Raw genomic sequence first — 25,913 nt, 5'->3', positions numbered from 1 at the left:
TGCCCCAACAGACCCGCGGCAGGACGGCCGACCGAAACCGGCCCCTGTCGCCGACATTCACCACGTCACCCCGGAACGCAGTCGCGCGAAACACCGTGGCGTTCGAGAATGTCGCCGACACGCCCACTTCCGATCGCGTTTGCCAGAAAATCCGAAACAACGGATATGGCCAGAGAACGGCCATGCGGCGTTCCCATGGCCTGCCGTATTTCCATGAATGGCGGTTGAAGTACGCGAGCGCCGGGAACAGCCTCGGCTTCGTGCATCATCGCCTGGCGGATACCGGCAATCGCATCGACCCTCCCCGACCTCAGGTACTCTACCGCTGTTTTCATGTTTTCCAGGGGGCGAACATTCTCGCTCCCCGGCAGCCTCGCAAGCTTCAGCGTGTATGCGCTCCCGGAAACGCTACCGACCGTCGCCCCCGAGGCGACAAGTTCATGCGCGGTTTCAGCCAGACACCCCGGCCCTGCAAGATAAGAACCGTCAATGCACACATAAGGCTTGGTAAACGCGATCGTCTCGGAGCGTTTCGGATCAACGGCCAGAAAGCAGACATCCCAAACATCGTCCATAGCCGACGAGGCAACATCCACCGCACGCTCGAATTCGATAAACTCGAAAGACAGCCCGACATGCTCCGCCAAATCGCGCGCCAACTCGACGCTGATGCCCACGGGTTTCCGGTATTCGTCCCTGCCGACAAGCAGGAAGTTTCCGTGATTAAGCGCGACCCGCAACACCTGATGGGGCGCAAGCTCCGACAACATCTCATCGTCCGGTTCGATCATGTTGGTTTCCCATGTTCCGCAAGCCGAAACAGACCCGTTTCCATGCTAGGCTCCAAGTGCGGCCTGCCCGGGCGATACCTGTAAAGCGGTTGCAACATATGCAGCCGTTCCGGGCGAAAGACCGATGGGTTCGCAACGATAACACCCTGCGCACCCACACGCGTTCCGCTCTTCCTGTAGCGACATACACGCAAACCTCATCGGGCCTCGTCCTGCCAGCGCAACAGATACGACTGCAACGCCTTCACTCCCAGCGCAAGGGTCACGCCAATGATCATCAGGACGATGACGGTTGCCATCATAACCGAGGATTGGCCTCTGGCCTGCGCTTCCATCATGATCCGCCCCAGACCCTGGCGCGCGCCGATGAATTCGCCGACGATGACGCCAATGAGCGCGAACGAGATCGACGGGGTCAAAGACGCGAAAACCCAGGTCAAAGTGGACGGTATGATGATTTTGGTTGTCACCTGCCACTCCTTTGCCTGTAGCAGGCGCGCCATCGAGAGCAGCGAACGGTCCACTTGACGGGCTCCCTCGAAGGTGTTGAAGAACACCAGAAAGAAGACGAGCAACCACGCGGTCACGATCTTAGATGTATCGCCGATACCGAACATCATCACGACGAGCGGAACCAGAGCGATCCTCGGAATGGAATTGAAGGCGATCAGGAAGGGCTCGAAAACGCTGGACAGGAACGGCGAGCGCCCCAGCAGAAGCCCCACGACATAGCCCGAACTGACACCGATCGCAAAGCCCCAAAGCGTGTTTTTCAGCGTAACCAGCGTGGCGGCGAAAAGATTGTTGTCATCAGCGGCCAGGCAGGCAAGCGTGCCGTCCTCCTTGCCGAAAATCCAGGTGCCGTCGAAACTGGTCAGACAGGACAGCCGCAACAACTGCGTCCATATCTCCGAGGGCTTCGAGATGAAATAGGGGTCCAGAAAATCAGGGATCAACCACTTGGCATAGGGACGAAGATCATATGCCCATTGCCACACGGCAAGGGTAAAGAGGATGATTGCGAGCTGGACGAAAACAACTGAAGAGCGGCCTGTCATTGCGAACCTACTGTGTTCATTTCCTCGCCCAGAGAATGCCAGATATGCGAGAAAAGTCTGGAATACTCATCGGTCTCACGCAGGGTCACGGCGTCTCGTGGCCGCTCGAAACCGACCTCGAAAACTTCTTTCACGCGCCCCGGACGGGAGGACAGAAGGATAATCCGATCCGAAAGGGTGAGGGCCTCGGCAAGATCGTGGGTGACGAAAACAACCGTTTGATGTTGACGTTCCCAGATATCGAGCAACAAGCGGTGCATGTCGATCTTGGTATGCGCATCGAGCGCTCCGAAAGGCTCGTCCATCAGCAGTATCTCAGGTTCCATGACAAGCGTCCGCATTAAGGACACACGCTGACGCATGCCCCCCGAAAGCATGGCGGGAAACGCATTCTCAAAGCCGGTAAGCCGCGCCTGGGCAATCGCATCGCGGACCTTTCGATTGTAGGTCTTGCTGTCGACACCCGCCAGTTCAAGACCGAAACCGATATTCTTCTTCACTGACCGCCAGGGGACCGTCGTGTCACGCTGGAATATATACCCGAGCTTGGGGCTGAAATGATCTGCTTCGAGTTCTTCACCATCAAGAGAAATCGTTCCCGAACTGGACGGGATCAACCCGGCAATCATGTTGAGGAGCGTACTCTTGCCGCATCCTGACGGCCCCAGAAGGGAAACGAACTCCCCCTCCCTGATATCGAGGTCCACATCTTCGACAGCGACCACCTGATTGTCCTCGGTTCCGAAAACCTTCGACAGATTCCGGGTGCTTATGCGAGTCGGCTTACTCGCTGCCGGCCCGGAGGTCGGCAGCGATGCAGGATTTGGAGACATGGAGCTCATCCACCGTATTCCTGACGTGCTTTTTCAAGGAACGTAGTATCGACGGCATCCTCGTAGCTGACCTCGCTCATCGCCGTCATTTCCCGAAACAAGATCGGTGCTAGATTTGCGAACTGGTCTTTCTGAACCGCACCGTCTTTACTGTGAATCGGCTCCAGAAACTCGATCTCGCGGCGGATTGTCTCTTCATCGAAATCACCCAGGTACAGGGGCGCGACCGCTTCATAGATTTCGTCTACAGAGGATTCGTTCAACCACTTCAGAGCCCGATACATGCCATTGACATAGGCCTGTACCATCTCGGGATTTTCCTCGATCGTTTCCTGGAGACAGAACCCCACCGTTGAGGGAACCTCCCCCCCGAAAGCGTCGGCCCATTGCTGATCGTCGCTCACATCGAACACGACCTGGCCCCAGTTGCGCTCTTTGGAAATGAAGGAGAGGTTGGGCATCGACGCGATGGCATCGAACTGACCGGTGGACAATCCTCCAAGGATCGTCGACTCCCCGCCACCGGCGAGCCAGGTAAACCGGTCTTCGATCCCTTTTTTCTCCGCAAGGTAGGAGAGATAGGTATGCTGCCCGCCTCCGAGCGACGTGACGCCGAAATTCGGGGCGCTGCCGTCGGGCCTCTTCCACTCGGCCAGCTTCTCCAGGCTGTCGATCCCCTGATCATACAGTTCCTGCCGAATGACTATGCTCACAAGTGGCGAGCGGCTATCCAGCGAGAGCAGAATCTTGGCCGGCCGATTCCGGCTGGTCAACTTCAGCGGATGAGCAGAGTCCGCGACACCGAACTCAATCTGTCTGGAACCGACGAGATCTCTGAGATTCGATCCGCCACCGGCATTGATGATCTCGAGTTCCATCCCCTCCTCAGCAAGGTACCCGTTTGCTATGGCGATGTCCTGCGCGACATAGCTGATCGACTTTACCGGCATGCCGCTGGATGCCTCGAAACGGATATCCTGCGCGCGCGCCGATCTGGAGCCGAGAACACTGAACCCCAGTCCGCTGCTCAAACCAAGGGCGCCTGTGTAAACTCCGAATTGTCTGCGTGTTATGGTCATAGTACTTCCTCCTTGTATATGCCTTCACGGTTTCTCTGTCCGTTCTGGACGATTGCGCGCGGCGGTTTTCACAGCGCGTATAATTTCTGGATAGGCGGCGCAGCGGCACAGGTTACCGGCCAGGTACTCGCGGATTTCGGTTTCACTGGGATCAACGGTTTCCTTCAGAAGAGCATGCGTCATCATGACGAAACCCGGCGTGCAAAATCCACACTGAAACGCGCCCTCCTCGATAAAGGCCCGCTGCACAAAGTCGAGTTCGCCCGGAGGGGCGAGCCCCTCGGCGGTTTTGACCTCACTGCCATCGACAAGTTGCGCCAGCGTCAAACACGCCGAGACCGGGATTTCATCGACGAGCACGGTACAGCATCCACACAGTCCCTGCCCGCAGCTTTCCCGCGCACTGAAATGGTCGAGGCGAACGAGCAGGTCCACGAGGTTCTCATGAGAAGCGACATCCAGATTCTTTTCGCGCCCGTTCAGCTTGAAACGAATGCGGTTCACGACTGCGCCGTCAAGATTTACCTTCTCCATCATCCTGCACCTTCTTCCTGCGCGCGTATAGCGTGGAAAACCGCCTCCGGCGTGATGGGTAAGCTCGTGATGCGAACACCCGCCGCATCGAAAAGCGCGTTGGCGATCGCAGGCGAAACGCCGAATGTCGCGCTTTCGCCAACTCCTTTGGCACCGAATGGACCATTATGCTGATGCGCCTCGACGATTTCATTCTCCATCGTCTGCGGCACATCCTGTATTCCGGGGATTTTGTAATCGGCGAGGGAGGCATTTGTGACCTGCCCGCCATCGAAACGCATTTCCTCGAACATCGTGAAGCCGAGCTGCATCATCGCCGCACCGGAAAGCTGAGACTCGACGATTTTCGGATTTAGCGGCGTGCCCAGGTCCGCGGCATTTATCATTCTAAGGATGCGGTATTTTCCGGTCTCCGTATCGACTTCGAGTTCGACACCCGTTCCACCGATCATCCAGAACGGCGTAATTTTGTCGGATTGGCCGGTTTCAGGATCGGGCGATTTGTATTCGGGAATATAGGTCCCGACACCAACCGCGTTTCCCGCCTGCATGCCGTATTTCTTCTTGAAGAGATCACCGATGCGCTCTGTCGTTGCCAGGCTTTCACCCACGCTTTTCGCCATGTCCGCAAGCTTGGCCCGCACGTCCTCAGCCGCCAGTCGCACCGCGTGGCCCATGTGAAAAGTCGAACGCGATCCAAGCGTTGCCATATCGTAGGGTGTGACATCGGTATCGGGCGTGACAACTTTCACATCTTCGGTGGCGACCCCCACGATATCGGCAACGATCTGGGCCATGGCGGTGTTCGAACCTTGCCCCATATCGACGGTGGAAAGTTGCAGGATCGTGCTCCCGTCGGCGGAGACCGTGACGATTGCCACCGACGTCGTCGGTGCGATGGACGCCTTGAACCCGATCGCCAATCCCCGGCCGATCCGCTTGCCGGGGCCACTTGGCTCACGATGTGCCTTGCCGGACCAGTCCATGCGTTCCGCGATCCTCTCCAGAACCCCTTCGACAGCGGCATCCTTCATGGACGTGCCGGTGGCTTGGGGTCGGTCGCCTTTCAGAATGTTCTTGCGACGGAACGCGAGCGGATCGACGCCAAGTTCATGTGCGATCATGTCGGTATGGCTCTCATAGGCCCATACGAGCTGCGGAATACCAAACCCGCGCAACGCCCCCGCCGGAGGCCTGTTGGTGTAGAGCGCGTAGGAATCAATCGACACATTGTCGATGTCGTAAGGTCCGGGAGCCGTGAAGCCTGACTTCTGCGTGACGCGCGGCCCGATATCGGCGAACGCCCCCCCGTTCCAGAGAACCTCGCAATGGCGCGCGATCAGCCGTCCTTCACTGTTCACGCCGCTTCTGATCCGGAAGGTGCTGGCGTGTTTGGTGATCGTATAGAACTGCTCTTCCATTGTCAGCATAAGCTTGACGGGCGCCCTGGCCAGCAAGGCGGCACAGGCGACCAGCGCTTCGAGCTTTATATAAAGCTTGGCGCCAAAGCCGCCCCCCAGGAAGGGCACCTTCACCTTGACGCGGTTTTCGGACCATCCCAGCAGACGCGCGATTTCCGTCCGTACAAAGGACGGGCTTTGCGAGGCTGTATGAATGGTCATGGTGTCGTGCGACACCACCGCCAGGGCGACCATCGGTTCGAGCGGCACATGCATGACCTGCTGCGACCGGAATTCATGTTCGAACACATGCGCGGCCTGTGCAAAGGCGCGTTCGGGATCGCCGCGTTTGAGATGATAGTCCAGGGCGATATTGGTATTCCGACGTCCGATCAGATGCTTGAGATCGGGAAATGTCCCGGCAGGCTTCAGTTCATCGTGAACGACGACGTCGGGCTTCATGGCCTCCACTTCGTCGAAAACCGCCGGCAGTTCTTCGTAATCAACCCAGATTTGCTGGGCCGCTTCCGCCGCGACATAAGGATCCCGCGCCAGCACGACCGCCACGGGTTCGCCTACGAAATGAACCTTGTCGATGGCAAGCACCGGCTGGTCGTGAAAAGCAGGTCCAAAATAGGGGTCGGGAACGATTTTCTGGACATCCGACCCCGTAAAGACATGCTCCACACCGCTGATCTCGAATGCACCGGACGCGTCGATCGACAGGATTCGACCGTGCGCAACCGTGCTTCGCACCACTTTCGCATACAACATGCCCGGCACAGACATGTTGTGAACGTAACTCGCCCGACCGGAAACCTTTTCCGGTCCCTCGAGTCGGGGCACCGACCGGCCCACCTGACGGTTCGCGGTGTCCGCCCTGACATTCATTCGGCTGTCTCCCCCTCAAATGCGTCCCGAAGCCCACGCCGGACCTCGATCTCAACCAACGCAGATTTGTAGACGGATGAACCATGAGCGTCGTCGATGACATCGGAATGGGCAGACGCCACACGCGCGGCGTCCGCAAAGACCTCCCGGCTCGGCCCCTGCCCTGTCAGCACATCTTCCGCAGCTGTAATCCGTTGCAGTTTCGCAGTGGCCGCCGAAACGATCACGCGCGCACTCGAAATACGGGACCCTGACAGCCGAAGGGATGCGGCCACGCCCACCATCGGCCAGTCGTCTGCCGTTCGCGATGTCGTTTTACGATAGATCGCTGACGCTCCATCCGATGGCGGGATGACGACTTCCGCAACGAGTTCACCGGGTTCGAGAACGGTCTCATAATAGCCGGTATAAAGATCGGCGACCGGAACCTCACGGCTCCCTGACGGCCCGCGGAGGATCGCGATTGCATCGAGGGCTGCAAGAACGGGCGGCAAATCCATATGCGGGTCGCCATGAGACAGCGCTCCGCCAACGGTCGCCACGTTGCGCACACGCACATTGGCAAGTCTTTTCATCGTTCGCGCGAGCACCGGAAAACAGGTCTGCACCAGGTCGTTTCGCTCGAGCGTCGACAGCGTCGCCATGGCACCGATCTTCATGCCCCCCTCACCGTCGACGGAAATCGCTGAGTGCTCCTTCGACAACCCGGCCAGGCTTACCAGCCGCTCCGGCACGAACATTCCCGTTTTCATCATCTGCATGATCGCCGTTCCGCCGGAAAACGGGCGAACACCCGGATCGCCGCTTTCAAGCAATTCTATTGCACGCTCAATCGTCGTGGGCCGGACTATTTCAAAGCCGCGCATCGACATTCTCACTTTCAAAAGTTGCGTTGAATTTCTCTACGAAAGACTTCTCCATTTCTTTCGCTTTCGCCCGAAAGACGGGTTGCCCGATGCTACCGAGCTTACCCGCGACAGCGAGGTCGAGTTCGTAACTGACGATTGTTGAATCCTCCGCTTCGGCCAGGTGAAGCGTGGCATCACCGGACAGCCTGCCCACCATCCCGAACGGCTTTCCGGTCGCCCTGATTTTCATGGAGGATGGCGCGTCGATATCCGTCAGCGACACATCGAGCGCAAAACCGATCCTGATATAGGCAAGCCGCGTTTGCAACGTGACCTTATAGTTGCGCTCATCGACAGGTTCGACATCCTGAACTCCATCCACGCAGTCGGCAAGAAGTTCGTGATCGCGCAAACGGGCAAAGACGGCAGATCGCTCTGCGGGAACGGTGAAGTCTCCGGTGAATTTCATGACTGGGTTCTCTCGATGATCTTGCGAATATACCCGGCTATGAGGTCCGGATGCTCCAGCGGGGTGAGATGCCTGCCACGTTCGATGATTTCCATTTCAGAGGCAGGTATGGCTTCGTGCAGCGCGCGCGCCATTTCGGGTGGCGTGGCATAATCCTCTCTGCCGACGGCAATCTGAACGGGAACATCGATGTTCGGTAAGGCCGAACGAACATCGGCACGCCCAAGCATGAGACACGTCTCCGAATATGCGCCCGGATCGTTGGCAAGAAACGCTTTTACGCACATGTCGACGATGTGAGGATTTGCGGCTCGGAAGTCGTCCGTAAACCAGCGGGTCACCTGAAAATCCACCAACGCGGCAAGACCTTCTGTACGGGCTTTTTGCGCCCGCCCGGCCCAGTCGCTTTCGGCGGTGGCTCCGTACCAGGCGGTCGTGTCGAAAAGACCAAGCCCCCGAAGCTTGCTCGCGTGCCGGTCTGCGAATGCAAGTGACACGCAGCCGCCCATGGAGGCGCCACAAACGATTGCGTCTTGCCAGTTCAGCGCCTCGAAGATCGCCGCGAGATCATCCGCGAATAATTCAACCGTGTACGGACCCGCCGGTTTGCCCGACTGGCCGTGTCCGCGCGCATCCCAGATAAGAACCGTGGCGTCTTTCTCCAGCCGTTCGGCAACCGGCATCCAGAAATTGCGATCCATCGCAAGCGAATGACAAAGCGCAACCTTGTCAGGCCCGTTTCCAATCGTTTCGAAAACAATCGGCGTTCCGTCGTTCGCCGTGATTGATCGTGACGTCGAAGCATTCATGAAACGATAGGCCCTCCCAAACCCCTCGCCAGACATAGTCCTGTCGCGAAGCAAAGGCTGGTGGCCCCGGCATATGCACTCGCCCGCGTCTGATCATTGGTGATCGAAAAGCCCTTGACGACGCAAACGAAACCTTTTCACCTAGGTATTACGTTTCGTAATGAGCGCGGCTGGAAGCTGCGGAATCCGGTCTTCGCACCACCCCGGAAAGAGGAGCCAGCCAATGTCACGTCACATGCCGTCGATGAGAATCCTCAGAGCATTCGAGGCGACGGCAAGGCACCGAAGCTTTACGCGCGCGGCCACGGAACTCAACCTGACGCAAAGCGCCGTCAGCCACCAGATACGCAAGCTCGAAGAGCTTTTGGGGGTCCAGCTTCTGGAGCGCGGGCACAATACGATCACACTGACAGAAGCAGGCGGGGATTACCTTTCATCGGCCCGCAACGCCCTGACGGAGATTCAGGTCGCCACCGATCGCGCCATCGACCGTCAGCGCGGAGATATCCTGACCATCGCCTGCCTCGGCACCTTCGCGCTAAAGGTTTTGTTTCCCAATCTCAACAGCTTCATTCAACAGCACCCCGAGATCGGCCTCCGGGTGAGAACGATCGTCGCACATGAACAAGAAGCCGTCTCGGTCCAGGATTACGATGTTTCCATACAATATGGTGTGCGCACCGACTGGCCGGAACTGGAAGCCCTGAAGATCGTTGACGAGCAATTGTTCCCGGTATGCAGCCCGTTGATCGGCTCGGAACTGCAAACGCTGTCCGACTTGCAACGCCAGACGATTATCCGTACCGCTTCTCCGCTGATCCTCAGGGACGACTGGCCATTGTGGCTGGAAAAAGCGGGGATACCGAACAACCGGTTCGCCGCCGAAATCAACTGCGATCTGCTCTACCCGTCCTATCAGGCGGCGATCGAGGGGCTTGGCGTCGCCATGGGGCGAAGCGCAGTTGTCAAGAACGACCTGCAATCGGGTCGGCTGGTTGAACCCTTCGACATCCGGCTCACCTCATCCCTGGGCTATTATCTGGTAATGGCCCCTCAGTATCTGGAACTGGAAAAGGTCAAGATTTTCAACAAGTGGGCGCTCGGCAATCTTTCACAGATGGCAAACATCTGAAGGGCGAAAGCATCACCTCAACCCGGGGCCGCCGCAACGATCTGAACCTCGACCAGCGCATCGAAATGCAACTGAGGAGAAACCGCAACCGTGCGCGCCGGACGATGATCCCCCAGAATTTCAGCGTATGCCGCATTGATTTCGGGCCACAGCGAAATGTCCTTCACGAAAATCGTCGCGTTGACGATATCCGAAATTCCGGCACCGGCTGCTTTCAGGATCGCCTCGATATTGGCAAAGACCAGCCTGAGCTGGCCACCGGCATCGCTCGGCACATCTTCACCGTCGCCCGCGATCGGCAGTTGCCCGGCCAGAAAGATGAACCCGTTCACCGCGACAGCCTGTGAATAGTGTCCCCCCGGCGCCGGAGCGTTCGGCGTTTCAATGTATTTCATGTCCTGCTATCCCGATTTCAATTGTTCATGAGGCATTGGCGCAAGAGCCTACCCCCACCGAAGATAGTGTCAAGCAAACCGGACAGGGCATGCCAACGGGCGATATCGGCCACGAAATCCCAAGGCTTTGGCAAACGGATTCCAACCTGCAATCGCAACACCGGGGGCCAGCCGCCGGATGGCAAACGCCGCCCTGCGTACCCCACCTTAGGACACGGAACACAGCCGCAAGGCGTCATAGATCGCCGCATGAACGTTGCGCGATGACAGCGCATCCCCGATACGGTGCAACTCGAACCCGGCACGCGGGCGCGGCTGCGCGCACAACTCCTTGAGCGCATGCAGGTCGGTCACGCCGTCATTCGCCGACCCATCCCGCAAGCCGTCAAACAGATCGCCCATCGGCAGCGTCCCCATCTCCACCACGACCTGATCGACCAGCCGCGTCTCGTGATCATGGGTCAGTTCGTTCAACAGCGTCGCCTCAAGCCGGTTCCCCTGCCTGTTCACCCGGATCAGCCGCAAATGCCCATCGGATTTCAACCCGGCCTTTGCCATGTCTTTCTGCCAGCGCGTCGCCTCGGGATAAACCAGATCTTCGGCCACGCCCGTGTCGATCGTCGCAAGCTGAACCTCGGCGCCCTGTTCCATCGCGCTGAACGCGGCCAGCAGCGCCGGATGACGGCCCGTCCCGTCCCAGATCAGCACATCGCCCTGCGGCTTGACCTGACGGCCCACCACATCCCATGCCGACAGCACCAGATCGGCCCCGTCGCCGAACTCGGTCTGCGGAATGCCCCCGGTGGCCAGGATCACCAGATCGGGGTCGAGCGCGGTAATGTCATCGGGCTCCATGAAGCGATTGCACTGCACAGGCACCCCCAACCGTTCAAGCTCGCCCAACCGCCAGTCGACGATCCCGACAAGATCCTTTCGCCAGCCGTTGGCCGCCAAGAGCAACTGCCCCCCCGGCTGCGGCGCGGCTTCGAACACCGAAACATCGTGGCCCCGTTCGGCCAGAACGCGCGCCGCCTCAAGCCCCCCCGGCCCGGCCCCGACAACCACCGCGCGCCTGCGCGTTCCGGCCTTTGCGATGCTGTGCCCAAGGCTCAGCTCGCGCCCCGTCGCCGCGTTGTGCAGGCATTTGGGGCGATGCGGAGACTGGCAATGCCCGGCCCCGACACAGGGGCGAATCCGGTGCTCTTCACCGGCCAGAAGCTTCGACACCATATGCGGATCGGCAATCTGCGGGCGTGTCAGCCCGGCCATGTCCACATGCCCCTCGGACACCGCGAACCGGGCCGAGGCCATGTCCGACAGTTTCGCGGCATGGAACACCGGCAGATCGACCTCGCGCTTGAATCGCCCGACCGCACCGACCCATGGGGCAGCGGGAACGCCCATGCCCGGAAACACCTCCTCGGACAGCGAACGCGACGTATCCATCGACCCGTAAAGCGCATTGAAAAAATCGACGGCCCCCTCCTGCTGAAGGATGCGGGCGGCTTCGATACACTCTTCGGGCGACAGTTCCCCGTCGATCCCCTCATCCACGACATAGCGCATGCCGACGATGAAATCGTCGCTGACATTGCGCCGGATTTCCTCGTGCACCATCAGGGCAAACCGGATGCGGTTTTGCAGCGACCCACCGAAACGGTCGGTCCTGTGGTTCGTCTTGGGCGACAGGAACTGCCCGATCAGATGCCCCGACGCCAGCGTTTCGATCCCGTCAAGCCCGCCCTCTTCGCAGCGGCGCGCAGCCTGCCCATAGGCCCGCACCACACGGGCAATGTCATGCTCGTCCATTTCGCGCGGGATACCGCGGTGCAAGGTCTCGCGAATCGGCGACGGCCCGATCGGCGACAGCCAGTCCTGTGCATAAGGGTCGCCGCGCCGCCCGAGATGGGTGATCTGGCACATCAGCGCCGCCCCCCGCGCATGAACACGCTCCGAGAACCTCTGGAAATGCGGGATGATCTCATCCGTTCCCACATTGAGCTGCTGAAAGATGCTCGGGCTGTCTATATCCACATTGGACGACCCGCCGAACATGGTCAGCGCAAGCCCGCCTTTCGCCTTTTCCTCGTGATAGGCCTGGTAGGCATCCTGCGGAAAACCGTCCCTTTCCAGGCCGCAGGCATGCGATGTGCTCATGATCCGGTTGCGCAGCACGAGTTTCTTGATGGTCAGCGGCTGCAAAAGCGGATCGCTGGCACGTACGGTCGATTGTTGGGTCATGGCACACCTCTTCTGTCGGGCGACAGGCTGCTTTCCTGCCCCGTTGGTTCACACGTAGCGGACACGCACCTTAGAGGACCTTTGACAGGAACTCCTGGGTTCTGGGGTCCTGGGGGTTGTCGAACAGGCTGGCCGGCGGGCCGCTTTCGCAAATCCTGCCCGCGTCGGTAAAATACACCCTGTCGGAAATCTCACGGGCAAAGCCCATTTCATGCGTGACGAGAATGCAGGTCATGCCATCCGCCGCCAGTTGCTTGATCGTCAGCAACACCTCGCCCACGGTTTCGGGGTCCAGCGCGGCGGTCACCTCGTCGAACAGCATGACATCGGGCCGCATGCACAGGCTGCGCGCGATGGCCACGCGCTGCTGCTGCCCACCGGACAACTCCGCCGGATAGGCATTCTCCTTGCCGTGCAACTGGACCTTGGCCAGCAACTCACGCGCACGCGCCTCGACCTCTTTCCTGTTTTCACGAAGCACCAGAAGGGGCGCCATCATCACGTTCTGCAAAACGGTGCGATGCGGAAACAGGTTGTATTGCTGAAAGACGATCCCGACCTTGCGGCGCAGCGCCAGCTTGTCGAGATTACCGTCATGAACCTCCTGCCCTTCGACCTGCACCGAGCCCCTGGTCACGGGCGTCAGCCCGTTGATGGTGCGGATCAGGGTGGATTTCCCTGACCCGGACGGCCCGATGATGCAAACCACCTCGCCCTTCATCACGGTAAGGTCGATGCCCTTGAGAACCTCGAAGGTGCCGAAACTCTTGTGCACATCCCTGAGGGCGACAATCGGCTGATCGGGCGTCCAGTTTTCTGATGGAGTCATGCGTCAAACTCTCCTGTCTCAGGACCCGGTGGCGAAACGGCGTTCAAGCCGGCGGGTATAAAGCGAAATCGGGTAAATGAAGACGAAGAAGATCGTCATCAGGAACAGGTAAAACGGGATCAGCAACTCGGGGCGCGCGCCTGCGGCCTCCATCGCCGCCTGCGTGTTGCCCAGCGCCTCGTTCACACCGAGGATCGCGGCCATCGGCGTCATCAGCGTCAGCAGCGCATACCAGTTCATCCAGGGCGGCATCATCCGGCGGATACATTGCGGCAGGATGACGTAACGCAATGTCTGAATCCGGGTAAACGCAAGGCTCTCGGCGCTTTCCCACTGGCCCGACGGGATCGAAGCCACCGCCCCGCGCAGGATTTCTGAGATGTTGGCCATCACCGGCAAGGCGAAACCGATCGTCGCCTTGACCCAGTCGGGGATCATCACCGTATCGCCCCCCGGCAGACGGATCTGGAACGGGATCAGGAACATGATCGCGAACAGGATCACCAGCCAGGGCGAATTCCGGAAAAGATGCGTGATCAGCTTGGCCGGAACGCGAACAATGCGGCTCGGGCTGATCTGCATGAACCCGAGGATCACGCCGGTCACCGTCGCAATCGCCATCGCCAGCACGCTCATCACGAGGTTCAGAACGAACCCCTCCAGGATGAAGGGCATCCAAATCACCAGTGTTGCCACCGCGCTCGGGCGCGCCTCGCCACCCTGCTGGGCCATCGCCGCCGCCGTTGCGGCCACGCACAACCCCGCCGCCAGCGCCGGGGCGCGCCATGTCAGCCGTGTCACGGAATATGCCGTCATTGTCCGTACCCCGGCAGTGCGAGCTTGCGCTCCAGCAACGCCATCGCCTTGGCGATGATCGCCACCAGCACGATGTAATAGGTGAACAGCAACAGCATCATTTCGGGCACGTTGACGTTGTCCGACCAGATACCGCTCAGCGAATAGGTGATTTCCGGCACCGCGATCACATAGGCAAGCGATGCCGTCTTGGCGAGGCTGACGATATTGTTCGTCAGTGCCGGCAGGCAGAACCGAAAGGCCAGCGGAAGGGTGATGTAGACGAAAATCTTGAAGTTGGAAAACCCGAGCGATTCCGCGGCCTCCGTCGTTGCCGTCGGCACCGCCTCCACGCCCGAGCGGAAAATCTCGACATTGTAGCTTCCGCCGAAAATGCCGATGGCGATCACCGCCCAGCCGAAAGAGCCGATCATCGGCTCGTACCAGCCCCCCATATCGACCTGCGGCGTGATCGCCCCGAGGCCGAAATAGAAAAACAGGAGTTGCACGATGGGCGGCGTGTTGCGGAAAATCTCGATATACGCGGCCACGCACCAGCGTACCGGCCGCAATCGCGAGGTCTGCGCACCGGCCCCGATCACGCCGATCACCAGCGACACGGCGACAATGGCGGCGATCAGCTTGACCGACACCAACATGCCCTCCAGCAGGCGCGACCAGTCATAGGAATCGTAGAACGGTGAAAAATTCAGCCCGGTCGTATCGTAAAGCCGTTCAAAATAGGGTGCGATGAGATCCAGCACAGATGCGTGTCCCCTGGGTGCACGGGCGGCGTGTCCGCATATGGCAAACGCCGCCCGGAAGTTTCAGAAAGCCTGTTCAGTATGCGCCCGGATCAGTTCTCCAGGTACGAGTCGTCATACTGGAGCTTTTCATGCATTCCCGCCAGCCAGGGCGAGGGTTTCACACCCCATTTCTCTTCCAGTTCGATCAGGGTGCCCTCTTCGTGCCACTTGTAGGCCATCCCGGACATGAACGCGCCCCAGATGCCGTCTTTCTCTTCCAGCGGAACCGCCGCGCCCCAGGGGTTGGAGAACACCGTCTCGACGGGCATCTCGTAGCCCTCCCAGTCACCGCTGGCCAAATCCGCGGCAATCGAGGTGTCGTCATAGACCCACGCCACGCATTTGCCCGAGCGCAGCGCCTCCTTGGCCTCGGTATTGCCGCCGAACGCCACCACATTGGCATTGAATTCGACCTCTGCGATCTTGTTGTAGAAAACGCCCTGCTTGCCACAAACCGGCTTGCCCGCAATGTCGTCCCATGACGAGATCACGCCCTCCCTGGCCATCAGGGTCGGCCCCGATGTCCAATAGGCCGGTTCGACGATCCCCACGACCTTGCGGCGGTCGGGCCTGTCCGACATGGCCCCGATCAACAGATCGAACGGCGCCACGATCAGCAAGGCTATGGCGGCACCCCGGACCCCGAGCAGAAAACCACCCCGGATTTCCACTTCCACAACCTCGGCCAACTGGCAGACGCGGTCGAGGCCTCATAAGGAATACCCCATGCCTCCCCAGCCCCCCGCCGCGCTTTCCCTGTGGAGCGATACCGCCAGCCAGCCACCGCAGACGGCGGCGCTTGACCGGGACATCACATGCGATGTCGCCATCGTGGGGGCCGGGTATACCGGCCTCCACGCCGCGCTGGCATTGGCCGCGGCGGGGCTGAGCCCGGTCCTCCTCGAAGCCGCAGATCTCGGCGCGGGCGGCAGCGGGCGCAACGGCGGCGTGGTTTCTGCAAAATTCCGCAGAAGCTACCCCGACCTCGCCCGGCAACACGGTCTCGAAACCGCAAGGCGCATGTATGACATCGCCCATGCCAGCGTCCGGCACCTGCAAGAGACACTGGACCGCTTCGACCTGGCCGATACCGGATTTCGCAAGTCCGGCGCGCTCAAATGCGCCCATACCGACAAGGCCTTTGCCCGCATCAAGGCGGAAACCGACTGGCTGGAAAACGCCTTCGGAAGCAGCGCCGGTCGCATCCTGAGTTCCGACGAAGTGCAGGAGGAAACCGGCAGTTCCATCTTCCACGGCGGCATCCTGCAAGAGGACGCCGGAACGATCCACCCCCTTCGCTATCTCCATGCCCTGGCCGGGGCCGTTACGAAGCAGGGCATTGCGCTGCATACCCGGACGCCGGTTCAAACCCTGAGGGAAGACCCGACCGGCGTGATCCTCGAAACGCCGGGCGGGCGCGTGCGCGCCGCTCAGGTGCTGCTGGCGACCAATGCCTATTCGTCGCTCACCGGCGCATCCGACACCGTTGCGCGCTGCCTCGTCCCGTTCCGCAGCGCCATCATCGCCACCGAACCACTGCCCGACCAGCTTGACCGTCAGATACTGCCCTCCGAGCGAAGCTATACCGAAACCCATCGGATGATGCGCTGGTTTCGCAAGGTCGACGGCAGGGTTCTCTTTGGGGGCCGGGGTGCCCTCGGCGCGGTCGACTCTCCAACCGCCTTTCGCCGGCTCGAAAAGGCCCTGCACCACACATTCCCGGAACTGCGCGACCTGCGCACCGAATATCGCTGGTCGGGCTATGTCGCGCTGACGCTCGATGGCCTGCCCCAGGCGGGCCGCCTCTCGCCCAATGTCAGCTATGCCGCCGGATTCAACGGCGCCGGTGTCGCCATGTCCGGCTATGTCGGCCACCGGATCGCCGGGGCAATGACGGGCCGCCCCGCCGAACTCGGCCTCATTCACCGGGACCGCCCGCTCAAACTGCCCTTCTACCCCCTGCGCTCGCTCGGCGTCAGGGCGGTGACGTTCGGCTACGAGCTGATGGACATGCTGGAATAGGCTGCATGGCACAAGCCGCATAATCCGCGCCGACCGGAGCCAACCGCCTCCGCCGCATCCTGCGGCACCGCCCCATCGTTGACGCCGCGCTCTCTAGCCCACGATCTCGAATGCGGGGTCGTAGCTGACGGGAAAATTGACCGAACGCGCGATGAAACAGACATCGTGAATACGCTCGTGAAGCGCGGCCGCCTTTTCCATATCCGTCCCCGGCAGGACCTTTATGCGCGGGCGCAGGGTTGCCGACACAAAGCGCCCCGCGCCTCCGGCAGCGACGTCGCCCGTGGCCACAGGGGTATCCTCATAAGCGGTCACCACAATTCCCGCGTCCGAGGCAAAATGCAGATACCAAAGCATGTGACAGGCCGACAACGCCGACAAAAGAAGGTCTTCGGGATTCATCTTTGCCGGATCGCCCCCGAGAAGAGGATCGTTCGAACATGGCACAACGGCCTTGCCCGGCACGGCGATGTTCCATGTGCGATCATAGCTGCGATAGCCCGACGTACCCTCGCCACGGTTTCCCGTCCAGACCACCTGAGAGGTGTAATCATGTTCCATTCAGATATCCTGTCCTGTCAGTTCCGTTCAGGGCCGTGCCACCCGGCGGGGCGCGCCCGATCCCATGATGCCAGCAGGCGCCACGAAACGCACGCCTCCGCAGCCCCTGCCGATATGTTTATGCAACGTTCTGCGCCCGTTGCGGTACGGGGTGCGGCGTGCGGGAACTGACCGCAATCCGGTTCAACAGGTTGATCGCTCCGATCGCAACGGTGAGCTGCGCGATTTCAGCCTCGGAAAACGCCGCGCGCACGGCCTCATACGCTGAATCGGGAACGCCGGTGTCGGAAATGAGCGTAACGCTGTCGGTCCATTCAAGCGCGGCCCGCTCCCGCGCGGTGAAGAACGGCGATTCACGCCATGTCGAGACAAGATGCAGTTTTTGCGCATCGAGCCCATCGGTCAGAGACTCCTTCACATGAATGTCGACACAATAGGCGCATCCGTTGATCTGCGATGCGCGGAGTTTCACGAGATGCAAAATGTCCCGATCAATCTCCGATGCCCTGATCGCGCGATCAAGGCCCATGACGGAATTGAAAAGGTCCGGCGCGAGGTTCGGGATATTCATACGGGGCTGCATGGGGCGTTCCTTTGCTGTTGCCTGCGAATCATGGATATATTATGTCGACGATTAATCCAGCCGCAACCCGTCCCCAGGAGACGCATCGAAAATGAGACGTTTAAGCGATGGTGTCGAAGCCGCCCTCCATTGCGCCCTGGTGCTGACGGCGCTGCCCGACGGCAATGTTCTGCCGGGTCGAAGCCTGGCGGAACTGCATGGCGTATCGGAAACCTATCTGCTCAAACATCTCCGCAGCCTCGCAGCCGCCGGTATCGTCGATGCGCTCCCCGGACCGCGTGGCGGATACCGGCTGTCGCGCGCGCCCGACCGCATCACATTGCTCGATATCGTCGAAGCCATCGACGGGCGCGGCCCCGCCTTCGTCTGCCGTGAGATACGGCGCAGGGGGCCGGGCAAAACCGGCAACCCCTGCGCCTACAAGACCGATTGTTTCATCAAAACCCGCATGCTCGAAGCTGAATCGGCATGGCGCGACGCATTGCGCGCCCAGACGCTGGCCGATCTGGTGGCGGATGGCGAAACGATGATCGACGAGGACAACAAGCGCGCCATCGCCAGCTTCATAGATGAGGCAAAGCGTTGACCGGATCACCTCTCGCCAGACGGGTTTTGAAACCCGCGTCCAGCGGCGATTGAAACGCCCTCAGACGATATGACGCTCAGTCGCAGGTCAGATCCGCCTCGATAAGAAACGGCCCCCGCCGCTCCATCGCACGGGCAAGCAGCGCGTCGAACTCGGCCACGGTGCCGGCGCGCGCCGCCTCGACGCCCATTCCGTTTGCAAGTGCGCACCAGTCCAGATCCGGATCGCGCAAAGACATCATGCCAATGGCCTTTTCACCGGGCGTTTCCACGCCCACGTTGCGCAGCTCGCCCTTCAGGATCGCATAGGCGCGGTTCGACAGGATGACCGATACCACGTCCAGCCCCTCGCGCGCCTGCGTCCAGAGCGCCTGAAGCGTGTACATCCCCGATCCATCCGCCTGCAACACGACCACCTTGCGCTCGGGACAGGCCACCGCCGCACCGACGGACAACGGCAGGCCGATCCCGATCGCCCCGCCGGTCAGCTTGAGCCGGCTATGCGGCGCGGCCCCGGCAAGCGCCTCGAAGATCGGACCGCCCGAGGTCAGCGCCTCGTCGCAGATGATCGCCCCCTCCGGCAGGCGGTTGGCAAGCGCCGCGCCAATGCCTGCGGGCGTCAGCGGGCCTTGTTCTGGCGGTCGCGCAGCGCGCGGGGCCTCCCGGCGGGGCTCAAGCGTATGCGCACCAACGGCGCGGCCAAGGCGCGACAATGCCTCCGCAGCGTCCTGACCGGGCGCACAAAGCTGATGCCGAAGGGCATCGTCCGGCAACAGGCGATGCGGCTTGTCCGGATAGGCGAAAAACGCGACCGGTTCTTCCACCCCGACAAGAATGCAATGCGCCGTTCCCGACAGCCGCGCAACGGCATCGTCCACCGGATAAGGCAGCGCTTCGACCGGAACCTGCCCTGCACCGGCCTCCATCCGCGCGGCACTGTTGCGCGCCAGCACGACAGCGCCCGTCGCCTGCGCGATCCGGTCCGCCTCTTCCACGGCCGCCCGGCTGGCAAGCGCCCCGTTGCCAAGCAGGATGACCGTGGGCCGCCCCTCGCGCAGAACCTCCGCCACGGCGGCAATCTGCGCCTCGGTCGGTCGGACCGGCGCTTGCGGACCGCGCGCACAGGCGCTGTCGATCGCCGCGTTCCAGGCCGTGTCCGCAGGCAGGATCAGGGTGGATATCATCCCGCTCCGCGCCGCGTCTATCGCCTCGGCGGCATCGAACGCCACGCTGGCGGCGGTGCGGCTGGTGCGCACCCAACCGGACCATGTCCGCGCAAGCCCCTCGATATCGCTGGCCAGCGGTGCATCCAGATGGCGGTGATCGGTGGCATGGTCTCCCACCACGTTCAGCACCGGCACCCCGGCCCGCATGGCGTTGTGCAGATTGGCCCCCGCATTGGCAAGTCCGGGCCCGAGATGCAGCAGCGTGGCCGCGGGACGGCCGGTCATGCGCGCATACCCGTCGGCTGCGGCGGCGGCCACCCCTTCGAACAGGCACAGAACGCACCGCATGCCCTCGGCCCCGTCAAGCGCCGCGACAAAATGCATCTCGGACGTGCCGGGATTGGCGAAACAGACCTCCACCCCCGAATCCACCATCGTCTTCACAAGACTTTCCGCACCGTTCATCCCTGTTCTCCTGCTTCCTTCGCGGCAGCCAGCGCGCGCATATGCGCCATGGCATCCGCCGCCTCCATCACCGTTCCATAACGCATCGCCATATCGAAAAGCGCAACCGCATGGTTGGCCTCTCCCCTGTCGAAACACCCGTCCGACACGACAGCCACCCGAAAACCGTGACTGAAGGCATCCACCGCGCTGGCCCGCACACAGCCGGATGTGGTGGTGCCCGTAACGATCACGCTGTCGCGGTTCAGCCGCCTCAGCGTCGTCGCAGCCGCCGTGCCGAAAAACATCGACGGCCCCCGCTTGCGAAAGACGATTTCGCCCCCGGCGGGCCTGACGGCATCGACGATCCCGTTCCCCTCACGCCCCGAACCGCCAATATCCGGGGGCTCGCCGGTGCGCGCGTTCTTCCAGCGCCAGTTGGCGCAATCCCAGCCATCCGCACGGGCGCGTCCCGTCGAATAGATCACCGGCACCCCGTGCCGCCGCGCCGCACCGATCAGCGCCCCGATACGCCCTATGGCCGTCCACCCCTCGCGCCCGCAACTGTTGGGCCAGCGCCGGATGCTGTCGCGGATATCGGCCTCTGGATCGTCCCCGGCAAAGGACCATGACACATCGACAACCAGCAAGGCGGGCGCACGCCCCAGCCCCTCGGGCCCCGTCAAACCGGTCTGCCGGAGCCGGGCCGCATCCGCCGCGCTCAGGTAGCGCTCCCAGATCATTGTGCCCCCGGCGGAAGCGCGAAAAGCCCCCCGGGCAGCCGGGCAAGCCAGCCCTGCACCCCGGCGCTGTCCATCACATTGGAATGTTTCGCATCCAGATCGAAAAGCGCCAGCGCATGGCTCGCCTCCCAACGGTCGAAACAGACATCGGCCACCACGACACTGCGCAGGTTCAGACTGAACGCATCCACCACGGTCGCCCGCACCGCATCCGAGGTGTCGCCCCCCGCCAGGATCACCCCGTCGGCGCGCAGCAGGTTGAGATGACCCATCAGATCGGTCTCGAAAAACGCCGAAGGCGCGCTGCGGTTCAGCACGATATCGGACGCAGCACTTTCAGGCAGCACATCCTGCGGCCGGTCCGGGCCGGTCTCCTTGTCCTCCCGGCCCTCAAGCACATGGATCACCGGAATACCGGCCTGCCGCGCCATGCACGCCAGCCGTGCCAGCGCCCGGCGCTCCGCCTCGATGCCGGTATGAAGCAGGATAAGCGCAGGGCGCTCGGGCAGCGCCCCATACGCGCCATAGCCCGCCCCGCCGAACACCTCCCGGTCGCGCCCGGTCAGAAAGCGGTCCCAGATCGCCCCGCCCATGATGACGGCCTAGTCCGCCACCAGGTGATCGGTCCCCACCTGCCGGAACTGCCGCGCCGGTGGCACGTAATCGAGATTCCGGATCGGCGAGGGCAACTCGACCACCGGCGCGCCCATCAACTGGCTCCGGTCCGTCGTCGGATCGGGATCGGGCACCGCAGCCATCAGCCTTTGCGTATATTCGTGTTTCGGGTTGCCGATAACCGCATCCCGCGGGCCGATCTCCACGATCTCGCCCATATACATGACCGCAACCCTGTGGCTGACCCGCTCCACGATAGCCATGTCGTGACTGATGAAGAGATAGGAAAGCCCCAGTTCCTCCTGAAGATCCACCATCAGGTCGACCACCTGCGCCTTCACCGAAACGTCAAGCGCCGAAACGGCCTCGTCGGCGATCACCACCTTCGGGTCCAGCATCAGCGCCCGCGCAATGCAGATCCGTTGCCGCTGCCCGCCCGAAAACTCGTGCGGCAGGCGCGAAATCATACCGGCCTCCAGGCCCACGCGCTCCAAAAGATGCTCTCCCTTCTCGCGCGCCTCCGCCTTGCTGGCCAGCCCGTGACACAGCAAAGGCTCCGACAGGATATCGCCGATGCGTTGCTTGGGATCGAGCGAACTGAACGGGTCCTGAAACACCATCTGCATGTTGCGGCGCAGATAGGACACATCGGACGGGTTCGAGGATTTCACCTCGCGCCCGTCAAACACGATCTCGCCGGAATTCGGTTGATTCAGGAAAAGCAGGCTGCGGCCCGTGGTCGATTTCCCGCACCCGGACTCTCCCACGAAAGACAGCGTTTCACCCGGATAAAGGTCGAAGTTCAACCCCTCCACCGCATGCACCTGCCCGATGGTGCGGCGCAACGCACCGCCCTTCACCGGAAACCGCGTGACAAGGTTGCGCACACTCAGGATCGGCTTTCCCGCCGCCGCGTCCGACGGTTTCAACGGCACATGCCGCGCCTCGCCCAGCCGGGGCACGGCGTCGATCAGCATCTTGGTATAATCGTGACCGGGGCGCTCGAAAATTTCCCCGACCGGGCCGGTTTCCAGAGAATACCCCGAGCGCATCACCATGACCCGGTCGGCCATGTTGGCTACCACGCCCATATCGTGTGTCACGAAAAGGATCGCGGTGCCGCTCTCTCGCTGGACCTCGTTGAGCAAGTCCAGGATCTGCGCCTGAATGGTCACGTCCAGCGCCGTGGTCGGCTCGTCCGCGATCAGCAGCCGTGGCGAACAGGCAAGCGCGATCGCGATCATGATGCGCTGGCGCATCCCGCCCGAAAACATGTGCGGATAGTCCCGGAACCGCCGCGCCGCATCCGGGATGCGAACCCGGTCGAACAGGCGAATCCCCTCGCGTGTGGCCTCGGCATCCGACAGGTCGCTGTGCTGGCGCAGCATCTCCTTGACCTGGGCCCCCACCGTCAGCACCGGATTGAGGCTCATCATCGGTTCCTGAAAGATCATGCTCGCGACTTCGCCGCGCAGGCTGCGCATGGTGCGTTCCGAAGCGCCGATCACCTCTTGCCCGCCAAGCCGGATCGAGCCATTGACCTGCGCGCCCTTGGGCAACAGCCCCATGATGGCCATCGAGGTCACGCTCTTGCCCGAACCCGACTCGCCCACCACGGCCAGGGTCTCACCGGCGTTGATACGGAAATCCACGTCATGCACGACCGAGCTTTTGCCAAAGGCAATGTTCAGCTTGCGCACATCGACAACGGGGTCGCGGGACTGTTCAGGCATCTCTATTGACCTCCCGGTCTGGATTGAAATCCGGCCTGCGCCCTCGACCGTTCCGAGGTCGGGGCCCAGGTGATCTTTTCAAGCTCGTAAAGCCCCTCAAGCACCTCGCGGGTCACGGGGATACCCTTTGAAAAGGCCATGTCGATACAGGCCTGCGCATCCGTCGCCCCGGTCTCTCCGGCAGGGATCGTCAGCCGCGGCGCGCGCCAGGCAAGGATATGCGTTCCGTCGAAGGCTTCGGGCAACTCGCCCGGCTTCACCGCCCCCGCCAGCCACCGATCCAGATCCTCGCGCCCCTCGCCACACAGCAGCACTGGCCGCGCCTCCTGCTCCGCCGACCAGCCAAGCAACGTCCAGCGCATCACCCGGCCCTCGCCCCGGACAGCCACGGCCGACAGGCCATAATCGGCCCCCGTCAGCAACACCGCAGGCAGCAGCGACACCTCGCTCGCGCCGGTCACCCGACACGCCACCACGCCATGTTCCTTGGCGTGGGCGCCGCAATAATCCATCACGGCGGGCCCGGCCTCCAGCCAGGACACGCCACTGGCCTCCACCGACAGCACCCCCTCGCTCCACTGCCGCTGCAAGCCCCCCGAAGGACGCTCCCCAAGCGCGGCGATATCTCCCAGCACCTCGGGCGCCATGCTCGCCGCATTGGCAACAAGAAAGGACGCCCGGTCAGCGGTCCCGAAAGCGTATCCACGGGCGCGGATCGACCACGGCAGGACGCGTGTCAGTTCGGAATAGGCAACAAAAGACGACGTGCTCACAATGCGATCTCCCGTTTTGTGTCGGCGGTTTCGGGCCCTGTATCGACCTGCCCGGCAAAATCCGGCGGAAGCGGATCGAACTGATAGAACGTGCCCCGGACATAGCGGATACTCAGCGGCGTCGCGCAGCGCACGCCAAGGCAAGCCAGGAAAAACCGGATCAGGTTCGACGGCAGGAAATCGCGATGCGCGATGCTGTCGCGGATCTCGGCATAGGGCAGCCCATCCAGATATTGCACCCGCGAAACGGCGTAATGCAGATCGGGGCAGGCCATCACGACATCGCCCGCCTTCGCATCGTCCTCCCACGCGGTCAGAACCGAAGCCAGCCGCTGGATCAGGCCGACATGGTCGATGAAGGATTCGAAATGTTCGTGCGGGTCGACGATCCGCTCTCCCCGGCGCTGCTCGCCATTATCGACCGAATGATACCAGAAATGCTGATGGGTCGAGGCATGGCCCCGGTCGATCTTCAGCGCCCAGCCGTAGTTGCGCCGCAGGATCGCCCGCAGATCGCCCACCGGCATGGCCGGGTCCGCCACCCGCTGCCGCGATGCCCCGATACGCAGGTAGGGCGCGATCGCATCGCAGAATCCGGGCACGAGATCCATCAGGAGGCTGTTCAGTTGCTCCTGGCTTTCGCCATTCATCGTGGCGGCGGCACGGTCCGCGAAATCGCCCCATGTCCCGAACGTCGCCTCGCCCAGCCAGCCCGCCGCGCATTTCAGATCCCTGAGCATCCGCTCGTTGGAAATGACATAGCTTTCGGTCTGCTCGTCCGTCCGGGCGTAAAATGCCTCGGCGCGCGTAATCGACGCCCGCATCCTGGCCCGCCCCTCGTCCGTGACCGGCTGCGCCTTGGCATAGGCAAGCGCCAGTTCGCGCACCGTCACCCAGGTGGCCACCCAATGCGGCCAGCGTTGCAGCGCCACGCACATCCCCTGCCCCGACGAATTGCCGATCCCCAGTTCGCGGGCGATTTCGGGCGCCAGTTGCGCGGCATCCGGGTTGCGCAGCCGGGCGACCGCATTGGCGAAATCCAGCGAGAAGACCCGCACCAGGTAGATCGCAAACAGGTCCGCAAAGAACGGATGGTTCAGCGGGTGATCCTCGGGCAGCCCCTGATAGGAAATGGACCCGTTGCGCCCGCTGGCCTGAAACCCGCCATTGCGCATCAGATAGCCAAGGCCGGCCTCCGGATCGGGTTGCCGCCCTTCGGCCAGCGCATCCACCACCGCATCGAAATGCCGGCTGCTGCGGTTCGCCGGTGTCCAGCCGATCACATCGGCATCGGTCCGCATGCCGCCTTCCTCTTTCACGTCGAACGTATCGAACTCCTGCGCGATACGCTCCTCGCTGGCGACATCCACGAACAGCGCCCCGAACATGTCGCGATTTGCGCCGTCGGCACGCCGCCCGACCTTCTCGATCCCGTCCCAGGGATAGGCGCGGGCGATATAGGTAAAGGCATGGCCCGGCGTCTCGATCCGGTAGACGAACTTGCCCGCGCCATCGTGATCGCACGCGCTCGACAGCAACACGATGCGCCAGTTTTCCCCGGCCATCTTGCGCACGATCAGATCGGCAAAGCTCATCCGCGACGCCTTGAAACACTTCAGCGTATCGACCCGCATCACCTCGTGCTCCGGGCGCATCAGGGCGCATACCCGCTCCGCCCCCTCCGCACCGGCAAACTCGACAAGCTGTTCTCTGAGAAAGGCTGGCAGCCTCCGGATTTCCATACCGTCCGGCATCGGACCACTCCTCTGGAAAGATTT

26 protein-coding genes are annotated in these 25,913 nt (G+C 61.8%); 3 read left to right on the top strand and 23 right to left on the bottom strand.

Annotated elements, in window-relative coordinates; genetic code table 11:
* Window positions 1-65: 65 nt before the first annotated feature.
* The 9 genes from BUB53_RS06385 to BUB53_RS06345 form a co-directional block, all read right to left on the bottom strand.
* Window positions 66-791, bottom strand: a complete 726-nt coding sequence (locus tag BUB53_RS06385; protein WP_073033871.1) for a transporter substrate-binding domain-containing protein — start codon at window positions 789-791, stop codon at window positions 66-68.
* Between the two features lie 197 nt (window positions 792-988).
* A complete protein-coding gene (locus BUB53_RS06380; protein WP_073033870.1) occupies window positions 989-1,849 on the bottom strand; it encodes an ABC transporter permease in 861 nt (286 codons plus the stop codon).
* A complete protein-coding gene (locus BUB53_RS06375) occupies window positions 1,846-2,556 on the bottom strand; it encodes an ABC transporter ATP-binding protein (RefSeq protein WP_200797777.1) in 711 nt (236 codons plus the stop codon). Before BUB53_RS06375 ends, BUB53_RS06380 begins: the two co-directional genes overlap by 4 nt.
* A 131-nt stretch (window positions 2,557-2,687) precedes the next feature.
* The gene (locus BUB53_RS06370) at window positions 2,688-3,761 is read right to left on the bottom strand and encodes an ABC transporter substrate-binding protein (RefSeq protein ID WP_073033869.1); all 1,074 of its coding nucleotides are present in this window, start codon (window positions 3,759-3,761) and stop codon (window positions 2,688-2,690) included.
* 24 nt (window positions 3,762-3,785) lie between these two features.
* Window positions 3,786-4,298: a (2Fe-2S)-binding protein gene (locus tag BUB53_RS06365; protein ID WP_200797776.1), complete on the bottom strand. Its 513-nt coding sequence runs from the start codon at window positions 4,296-4,298 to the stop codon at window positions 3,786-3,788.
* On the bottom strand, window positions 4,295-6,586 hold the full coding sequence (locus BUB53_RS06360; protein ID WP_073033868.1) for a xanthine dehydrogenase family protein molybdopterin-binding subunit: 2,292 nt from the start codon (window positions 6,584-6,586) through the stop codon (window positions 4,295-4,297). The genes BUB53_RS06365 and BUB53_RS06360 overlap by 4 nt, the downstream gene beginning before the upstream one ends.
* Entirely contained in the window at window positions 6,583-7,458 is an 876-nt protein-coding gene (locus BUB53_RS06355; RefSeq protein ID WP_084728947.1) for an FAD binding domain-containing protein, read from the bottom strand. Before BUB53_RS06355 ends, BUB53_RS06360 begins: the two co-directional genes overlap by 4 nt.
* Entirely contained in the window at window positions 7,439-7,903 is a 465-nt protein-coding gene (locus BUB53_RS06350) for a CoxG family protein (protein ID WP_073033867.1), read from the bottom strand. The genes BUB53_RS06355 and BUB53_RS06350 overlap by 20 nt, the downstream gene beginning before the upstream one ends.
* On the bottom strand, window positions 7,900-8,712 hold the full coding sequence (locus BUB53_RS06345; protein ID WP_073033866.1) for an alpha/beta fold hydrolase: 813 nt from the start codon (window positions 8,710-8,712) through the stop codon (window positions 7,900-7,902). Before BUB53_RS06345 ends, BUB53_RS06350 begins: the two co-directional genes overlap by 4 nt.
* Before the next feature lie 223 nt (window positions 8,713-8,935).
* Here BUB53_RS06345 and BUB53_RS06340 point away from each other — a divergent pair, with 223 nt between their 5' ends.
* Window positions 8,936-9,844 carry a LysR substrate-binding domain-containing protein gene (locus BUB53_RS06340; protein WP_073033865.1) on the top strand — a complete coding sequence of 303 codons (909 nt, stop codon included), beginning with the start codon at window positions 8,936-8,938 and terminating at the stop codon, window positions 9,842-9,844.
* Window positions 9,845-9,861: 17 nt separating this feature from the next.
* Here the strand turns inward: BUB53_RS06340 and BUB53_RS06335 are convergent, their stop codons facing one another.
* The 6 genes from BUB53_RS06335 to BUB53_RS06310 form a co-directional block, all read right to left on the bottom strand.
* Entirely contained in the window at window positions 9,862-10,239 is a 378-nt protein-coding gene (locus BUB53_RS06335; RefSeq protein ID WP_073033864.1) for a RidA family protein, read from the bottom strand.
* A 207-nt stretch (window positions 10,240-10,446) separates the two neighbouring features.
* Window positions 10,447-12,480, bottom strand: a complete 2,034-nt coding sequence (locus tag BUB53_RS06330) for an NADH:flavin oxidoreductase (RefSeq protein ID WP_073033863.1) — start codon at window positions 12,478-12,480, stop codon at window positions 10,447-10,449.
* Between the two features lie 70 nt (window positions 12,481-12,550).
* Window positions 12,551-13,309 carry an amino acid ABC transporter ATP-binding protein gene (locus tag BUB53_RS06325; protein WP_073033862.1) on the bottom strand — a complete coding sequence of 253 codons (759 nt, stop codon included), beginning with the start codon at window positions 13,307-13,309 and terminating at the stop codon, window positions 12,551-12,553.
* A gap of 18 nt (window positions 13,310-13,327) precedes the next feature.
* Window positions 13,328-14,125, bottom strand: coding sequence for an amino acid ABC transporter permease (locus BUB53_RS06320; protein WP_073033861.1), 798 nt, complete (start codon window positions 14,123-14,125; stop codon window positions 13,328-13,330).
* Window positions 14,122-14,868: an amino acid ABC transporter permease gene (locus BUB53_RS06315; protein ID WP_073033860.1), complete on the bottom strand. Its 747-nt coding sequence runs from the start codon at window positions 14,866-14,868 to the stop codon at window positions 14,122-14,124. Before BUB53_RS06315 ends, BUB53_RS06320 begins: the two co-directional genes overlap by 4 nt.
* A 92-nt stretch (window positions 14,869-14,960) precedes the next feature.
* Complete coding sequence (locus tag BUB53_RS06310) at window positions 14,961-15,599, bottom strand: type 2 periplasmic-binding domain-containing protein (protein ID WP_229709488.1); 639 nt, start codon at window positions 15,597-15,599, stop codon at window positions 14,961-14,963.
* Between the two features lie 37 nt (window positions 15,600-15,636).
* Here BUB53_RS06310 and BUB53_RS06305 point away from each other — a divergent pair, with 37 nt between their 5' ends.
* Complete coding sequence (locus BUB53_RS06305; RefSeq protein WP_073033859.1) at window positions 15,637-16,932, top strand: NAD(P)/FAD-dependent oxidoreductase; 1,296 nt, start codon at window positions 15,637-15,639, stop codon at window positions 16,930-16,932.
* 93 nt (window positions 16,933-17,025) lie between these two features.
* On the opposite strand, the gene BUB53_RS06300 is transcribed toward BUB53_RS06305, so the two are convergent.
* Both BUB53_RS06300 and BUB53_RS06295 read right to left on the bottom strand, forming a co-directional pair.
* On the bottom strand, window positions 17,026-17,493 hold the full coding sequence (locus BUB53_RS06300) for an OsmC family protein (RefSeq protein ID WP_073033858.1): 468 nt from the start codon (window positions 17,491-17,493) through the stop codon (window positions 17,026-17,028).
* Window positions 17,494-17,611: 118 nt separating this feature from the next.
* The gene (locus BUB53_RS06295; protein ID WP_073033857.1) at window positions 17,612-18,076 is read right to left on the bottom strand and encodes a carboxymuconolactone decarboxylase family protein; all 465 of its coding nucleotides are present in this window, start codon (window positions 18,074-18,076) and stop codon (window positions 17,612-17,614) included.
* Between the two features lie 91 nt (window positions 18,077-18,167).
* Here BUB53_RS06295 and BUB53_RS06290 point away from each other — a divergent pair, with 91 nt between their 5' ends.
* The gene (locus BUB53_RS06290; protein WP_073033856.1) at window positions 18,168-18,662 is read left to right on the top strand and encodes an RrF2 family transcriptional regulator; all 495 of its coding nucleotides are present in this window, start codon (window positions 18,168-18,170) and stop codon (window positions 18,660-18,662) included.
* 76 nt (window positions 18,663-18,738) lie between these two features.
* On the opposite strand, the gene BUB53_RS06285 is transcribed toward BUB53_RS06290, so the two are convergent.
* Genes BUB53_RS06285 through BUB53_RS06260 form a run of 6 tightly spaced genes read right to left on the bottom strand, consistent with a single transcriptional unit; the run spans window position 18,739 to window position 25,889 of the window.
* On the bottom strand, window positions 18,739-20,292 hold the full coding sequence (locus BUB53_RS06285; protein ID WP_073033855.1) for an acetolactate synthase large subunit: 1,554 nt from the start codon (window positions 20,290-20,292) through the stop codon (window positions 18,739-18,741).
* The gene (locus tag BUB53_RS06280) at window positions 20,289-21,014 is read right to left on the bottom strand and encodes an isochorismatase family protein (RefSeq protein WP_073033854.1); all 726 of its coding nucleotides are present in this window, start codon (window positions 21,012-21,014) and stop codon (window positions 20,289-20,291) included. The genes BUB53_RS06285 and BUB53_RS06280 overlap by 4 nt, the downstream gene beginning before the upstream one ends.
* Window positions 21,011-21,607 (bottom strand): isochorismatase family protein, encoded by a 597-nt coding sequence (locus tag BUB53_RS06275; RefSeq protein ID WP_073033853.1) that lies wholly within the window; start codon window positions 21,605-21,607, stop codon window positions 21,011-21,013. The genes BUB53_RS06280 and BUB53_RS06275 overlap by 4 nt, the downstream gene beginning before the upstream one ends.
* Window positions 21,608-21,616: 9 nt before the next feature.
* On the bottom strand, window positions 21,617-23,362 hold the full coding sequence (locus tag BUB53_RS06270) for an ABC transporter ATP-binding protein (protein WP_073033852.1): 1,746 nt from the start codon (window positions 23,360-23,362) through the stop codon (window positions 21,617-21,619).
* A 2-nt stretch (window positions 23,363-23,364) separates the two neighbouring features.
* Window positions 23,365-24,135 carry a hypothetical protein gene (locus tag BUB53_RS06265; RefSeq protein ID WP_073033851.1) on the bottom strand — a complete coding sequence of 257 codons (771 nt, stop codon included), beginning with the start codon at window positions 24,133-24,135 and terminating at the stop codon, window positions 23,365-23,367.
* Window positions 24,132-25,889: a hypothetical protein gene (locus BUB53_RS06260; protein WP_073033850.1), complete on the bottom strand. Its 1,758-nt coding sequence runs from the start codon at window positions 25,887-25,889 to the stop codon at window positions 24,132-24,134. Before BUB53_RS06260 ends, BUB53_RS06265 begins: the two co-directional genes overlap by 4 nt.
* Between the last annotated feature and the right edge of the window lie 24 nt (window positions 25,890-25,913).

It is taken from the genome of Roseovarius pacificus (genome assembly GCF_900142665.1).
GTDB lineage: Bacteria > Pseudomonadota > Alphaproteobacteria > Rhodobacterales > Rhodobacteraceae > Roseovarius > Roseovarius pacificus.
This window is presented reverse-complemented; position numbering and strand designations above follow the sequence as displayed.

What these genes read in the sequence shown, in the direction of transcription:
- BUB53_RS06385 (WP_073033871.1), bottom strand. Translation starts at nt 791, where the DNA reads ATGATCGAACCGGACGATGAGATGTTGTCGGAGCTTGCGCCCCATCAG.
- BUB53_RS06380 (WP_073033870.1), bottom strand. Translation starts at nt 1,849, where the DNA reads ATGACAGGCCGCTCTTCAGTTGTTTTCGTCCAGCTCGCAATCATCCTC.
- BUB53_RS06370 (WP_073033869.1), bottom strand. Translation starts at nt 3,761, where the DNA reads ATGACCATAACACGCAGACAATTCGGAGTTTACACAGGCGCCCTTGGT.
- BUB53_RS06365 (WP_200797776.1), bottom strand. Translation starts at nt 4,298, where the DNA reads ATGATGGAGAAGGTAAATCTTGACGGCGCAGTCGTGAACCGCATTCGT.
- BUB53_RS06360 (WP_073033868.1), bottom strand. Translation starts at nt 6,586, where the DNA reads ATGAATGTCAGGGCGGACACCGCGAACCGTCAGGTGGGCCGGTCGGTG.
- BUB53_RS06355 (WP_084728947.1), bottom strand. Translation starts at nt 7,458, where the DNA reads ATGTCGATGCGCGGCTTTGAAATAGTCCGGCCCACGACGATTGAGCGT.
- BUB53_RS06350 (WP_073033867.1), bottom strand. Translation starts at nt 7,903, where the DNA reads ATGAAATTCACCGGAGACTTCACCGTTCCCGCAGAGCGATCTGCCGTC.
- BUB53_RS06345 (WP_073033866.1), bottom strand. Translation starts at nt 8,712, where the DNA reads ATGAATGCTTCGACGTCACGATCAATCACGGCGAACGACGGAACGCCG.
- BUB53_RS06340 (WP_073033865.1), top strand. Translation starts at nt 8,936, where the DNA reads ATGTCACGTCACATGCCGTCGATGAGAATCCTCAGAGCATTCGAGGCG.
- BUB53_RS06335 (WP_073033864.1), bottom strand. Translation starts at nt 10,239, where the DNA reads ATGAAATACATTGAAACGCCGAACGCTCCGGCGCCGGGGGGACACTAT.
- BUB53_RS06330 (WP_073033863.1), bottom strand. Translation starts at nt 12,480, where the DNA reads ATGACCCAACAATCGACCGTACGTGCCAGCGATCCGCTTTTGCAGCCG.
- BUB53_RS06325 (WP_073033862.1), bottom strand. Translation starts at nt 13,309, where the DNA reads ATGACTCCATCAGAAAACTGGACGCCCGATCAGCCGATTGTCGCCCTC.
- BUB53_RS06320 (WP_073033861.1), bottom strand. Translation starts at nt 14,125, where the DNA reads ATGACGGCATATTCCGTGACACGGCTGACATGGCGCGCCCCGGCGCTG.
- BUB53_RS06305 (WP_073033859.1), top strand. Translation starts at nt 15,637, where the DNA reads ATGCCTCCCCAGCCCCCCGCCGCGCTTTCCCTGTGGAGCGATACCGCC.
- BUB53_RS06300 (WP_073033858.1), bottom strand. Translation starts at nt 17,493, where the DNA reads ATGGAACATGATTACACCTCTCAGGTGGTCTGGACGGGAAACCGTGGC.
- BUB53_RS06295 (WP_073033857.1), bottom strand. Translation starts at nt 18,076, where the DNA reads ATGCAGCCCCGTATGAATATCCCGAACCTCGCGCCGGACCTTTTCAAT.
- BUB53_RS06290 (WP_073033856.1), top strand. Translation starts at nt 18,168, where the DNA reads ATGAGACGTTTAAGCGATGGTGTCGAAGCCGCCCTCCATTGCGCCCTG.
- BUB53_RS06285 (WP_073033855.1), bottom strand. Translation starts at nt 20,292, where the DNA reads ATGAACGGTGCGGAAAGTCTTGTGAAGACGATGGTGGATTCGGGGGTG.
- BUB53_RS06280 (WP_073033854.1), bottom strand. Translation starts at nt 21,014, where the DNA reads ATGATCTGGGAGCGCTACCTGAGCGCGGCGGATGCGGCCCGGCTCCGG.
- BUB53_RS06275 (WP_073033853.1), bottom strand. Translation starts at nt 21,607, where the DNA reads ATGGGCGGGGCGATCTGGGACCGCTTTCTGACCGGGCGCGACCGGGAG.
- BUB53_RS06270 (WP_073033852.1), bottom strand. Translation starts at nt 23,362, where the DNA reads ATGCCTGAACAGTCCCGCGACCCCGTTGTCGATGTGCGCAAGCTGAAC.
- BUB53_RS06260 (WP_073033850.1), bottom strand. Translation starts at nt 25,889, where the DNA reads ATGCCGGACGGTATGGAAATCCGGAGGCTGCCAGCCTTTCTCAGAGAA.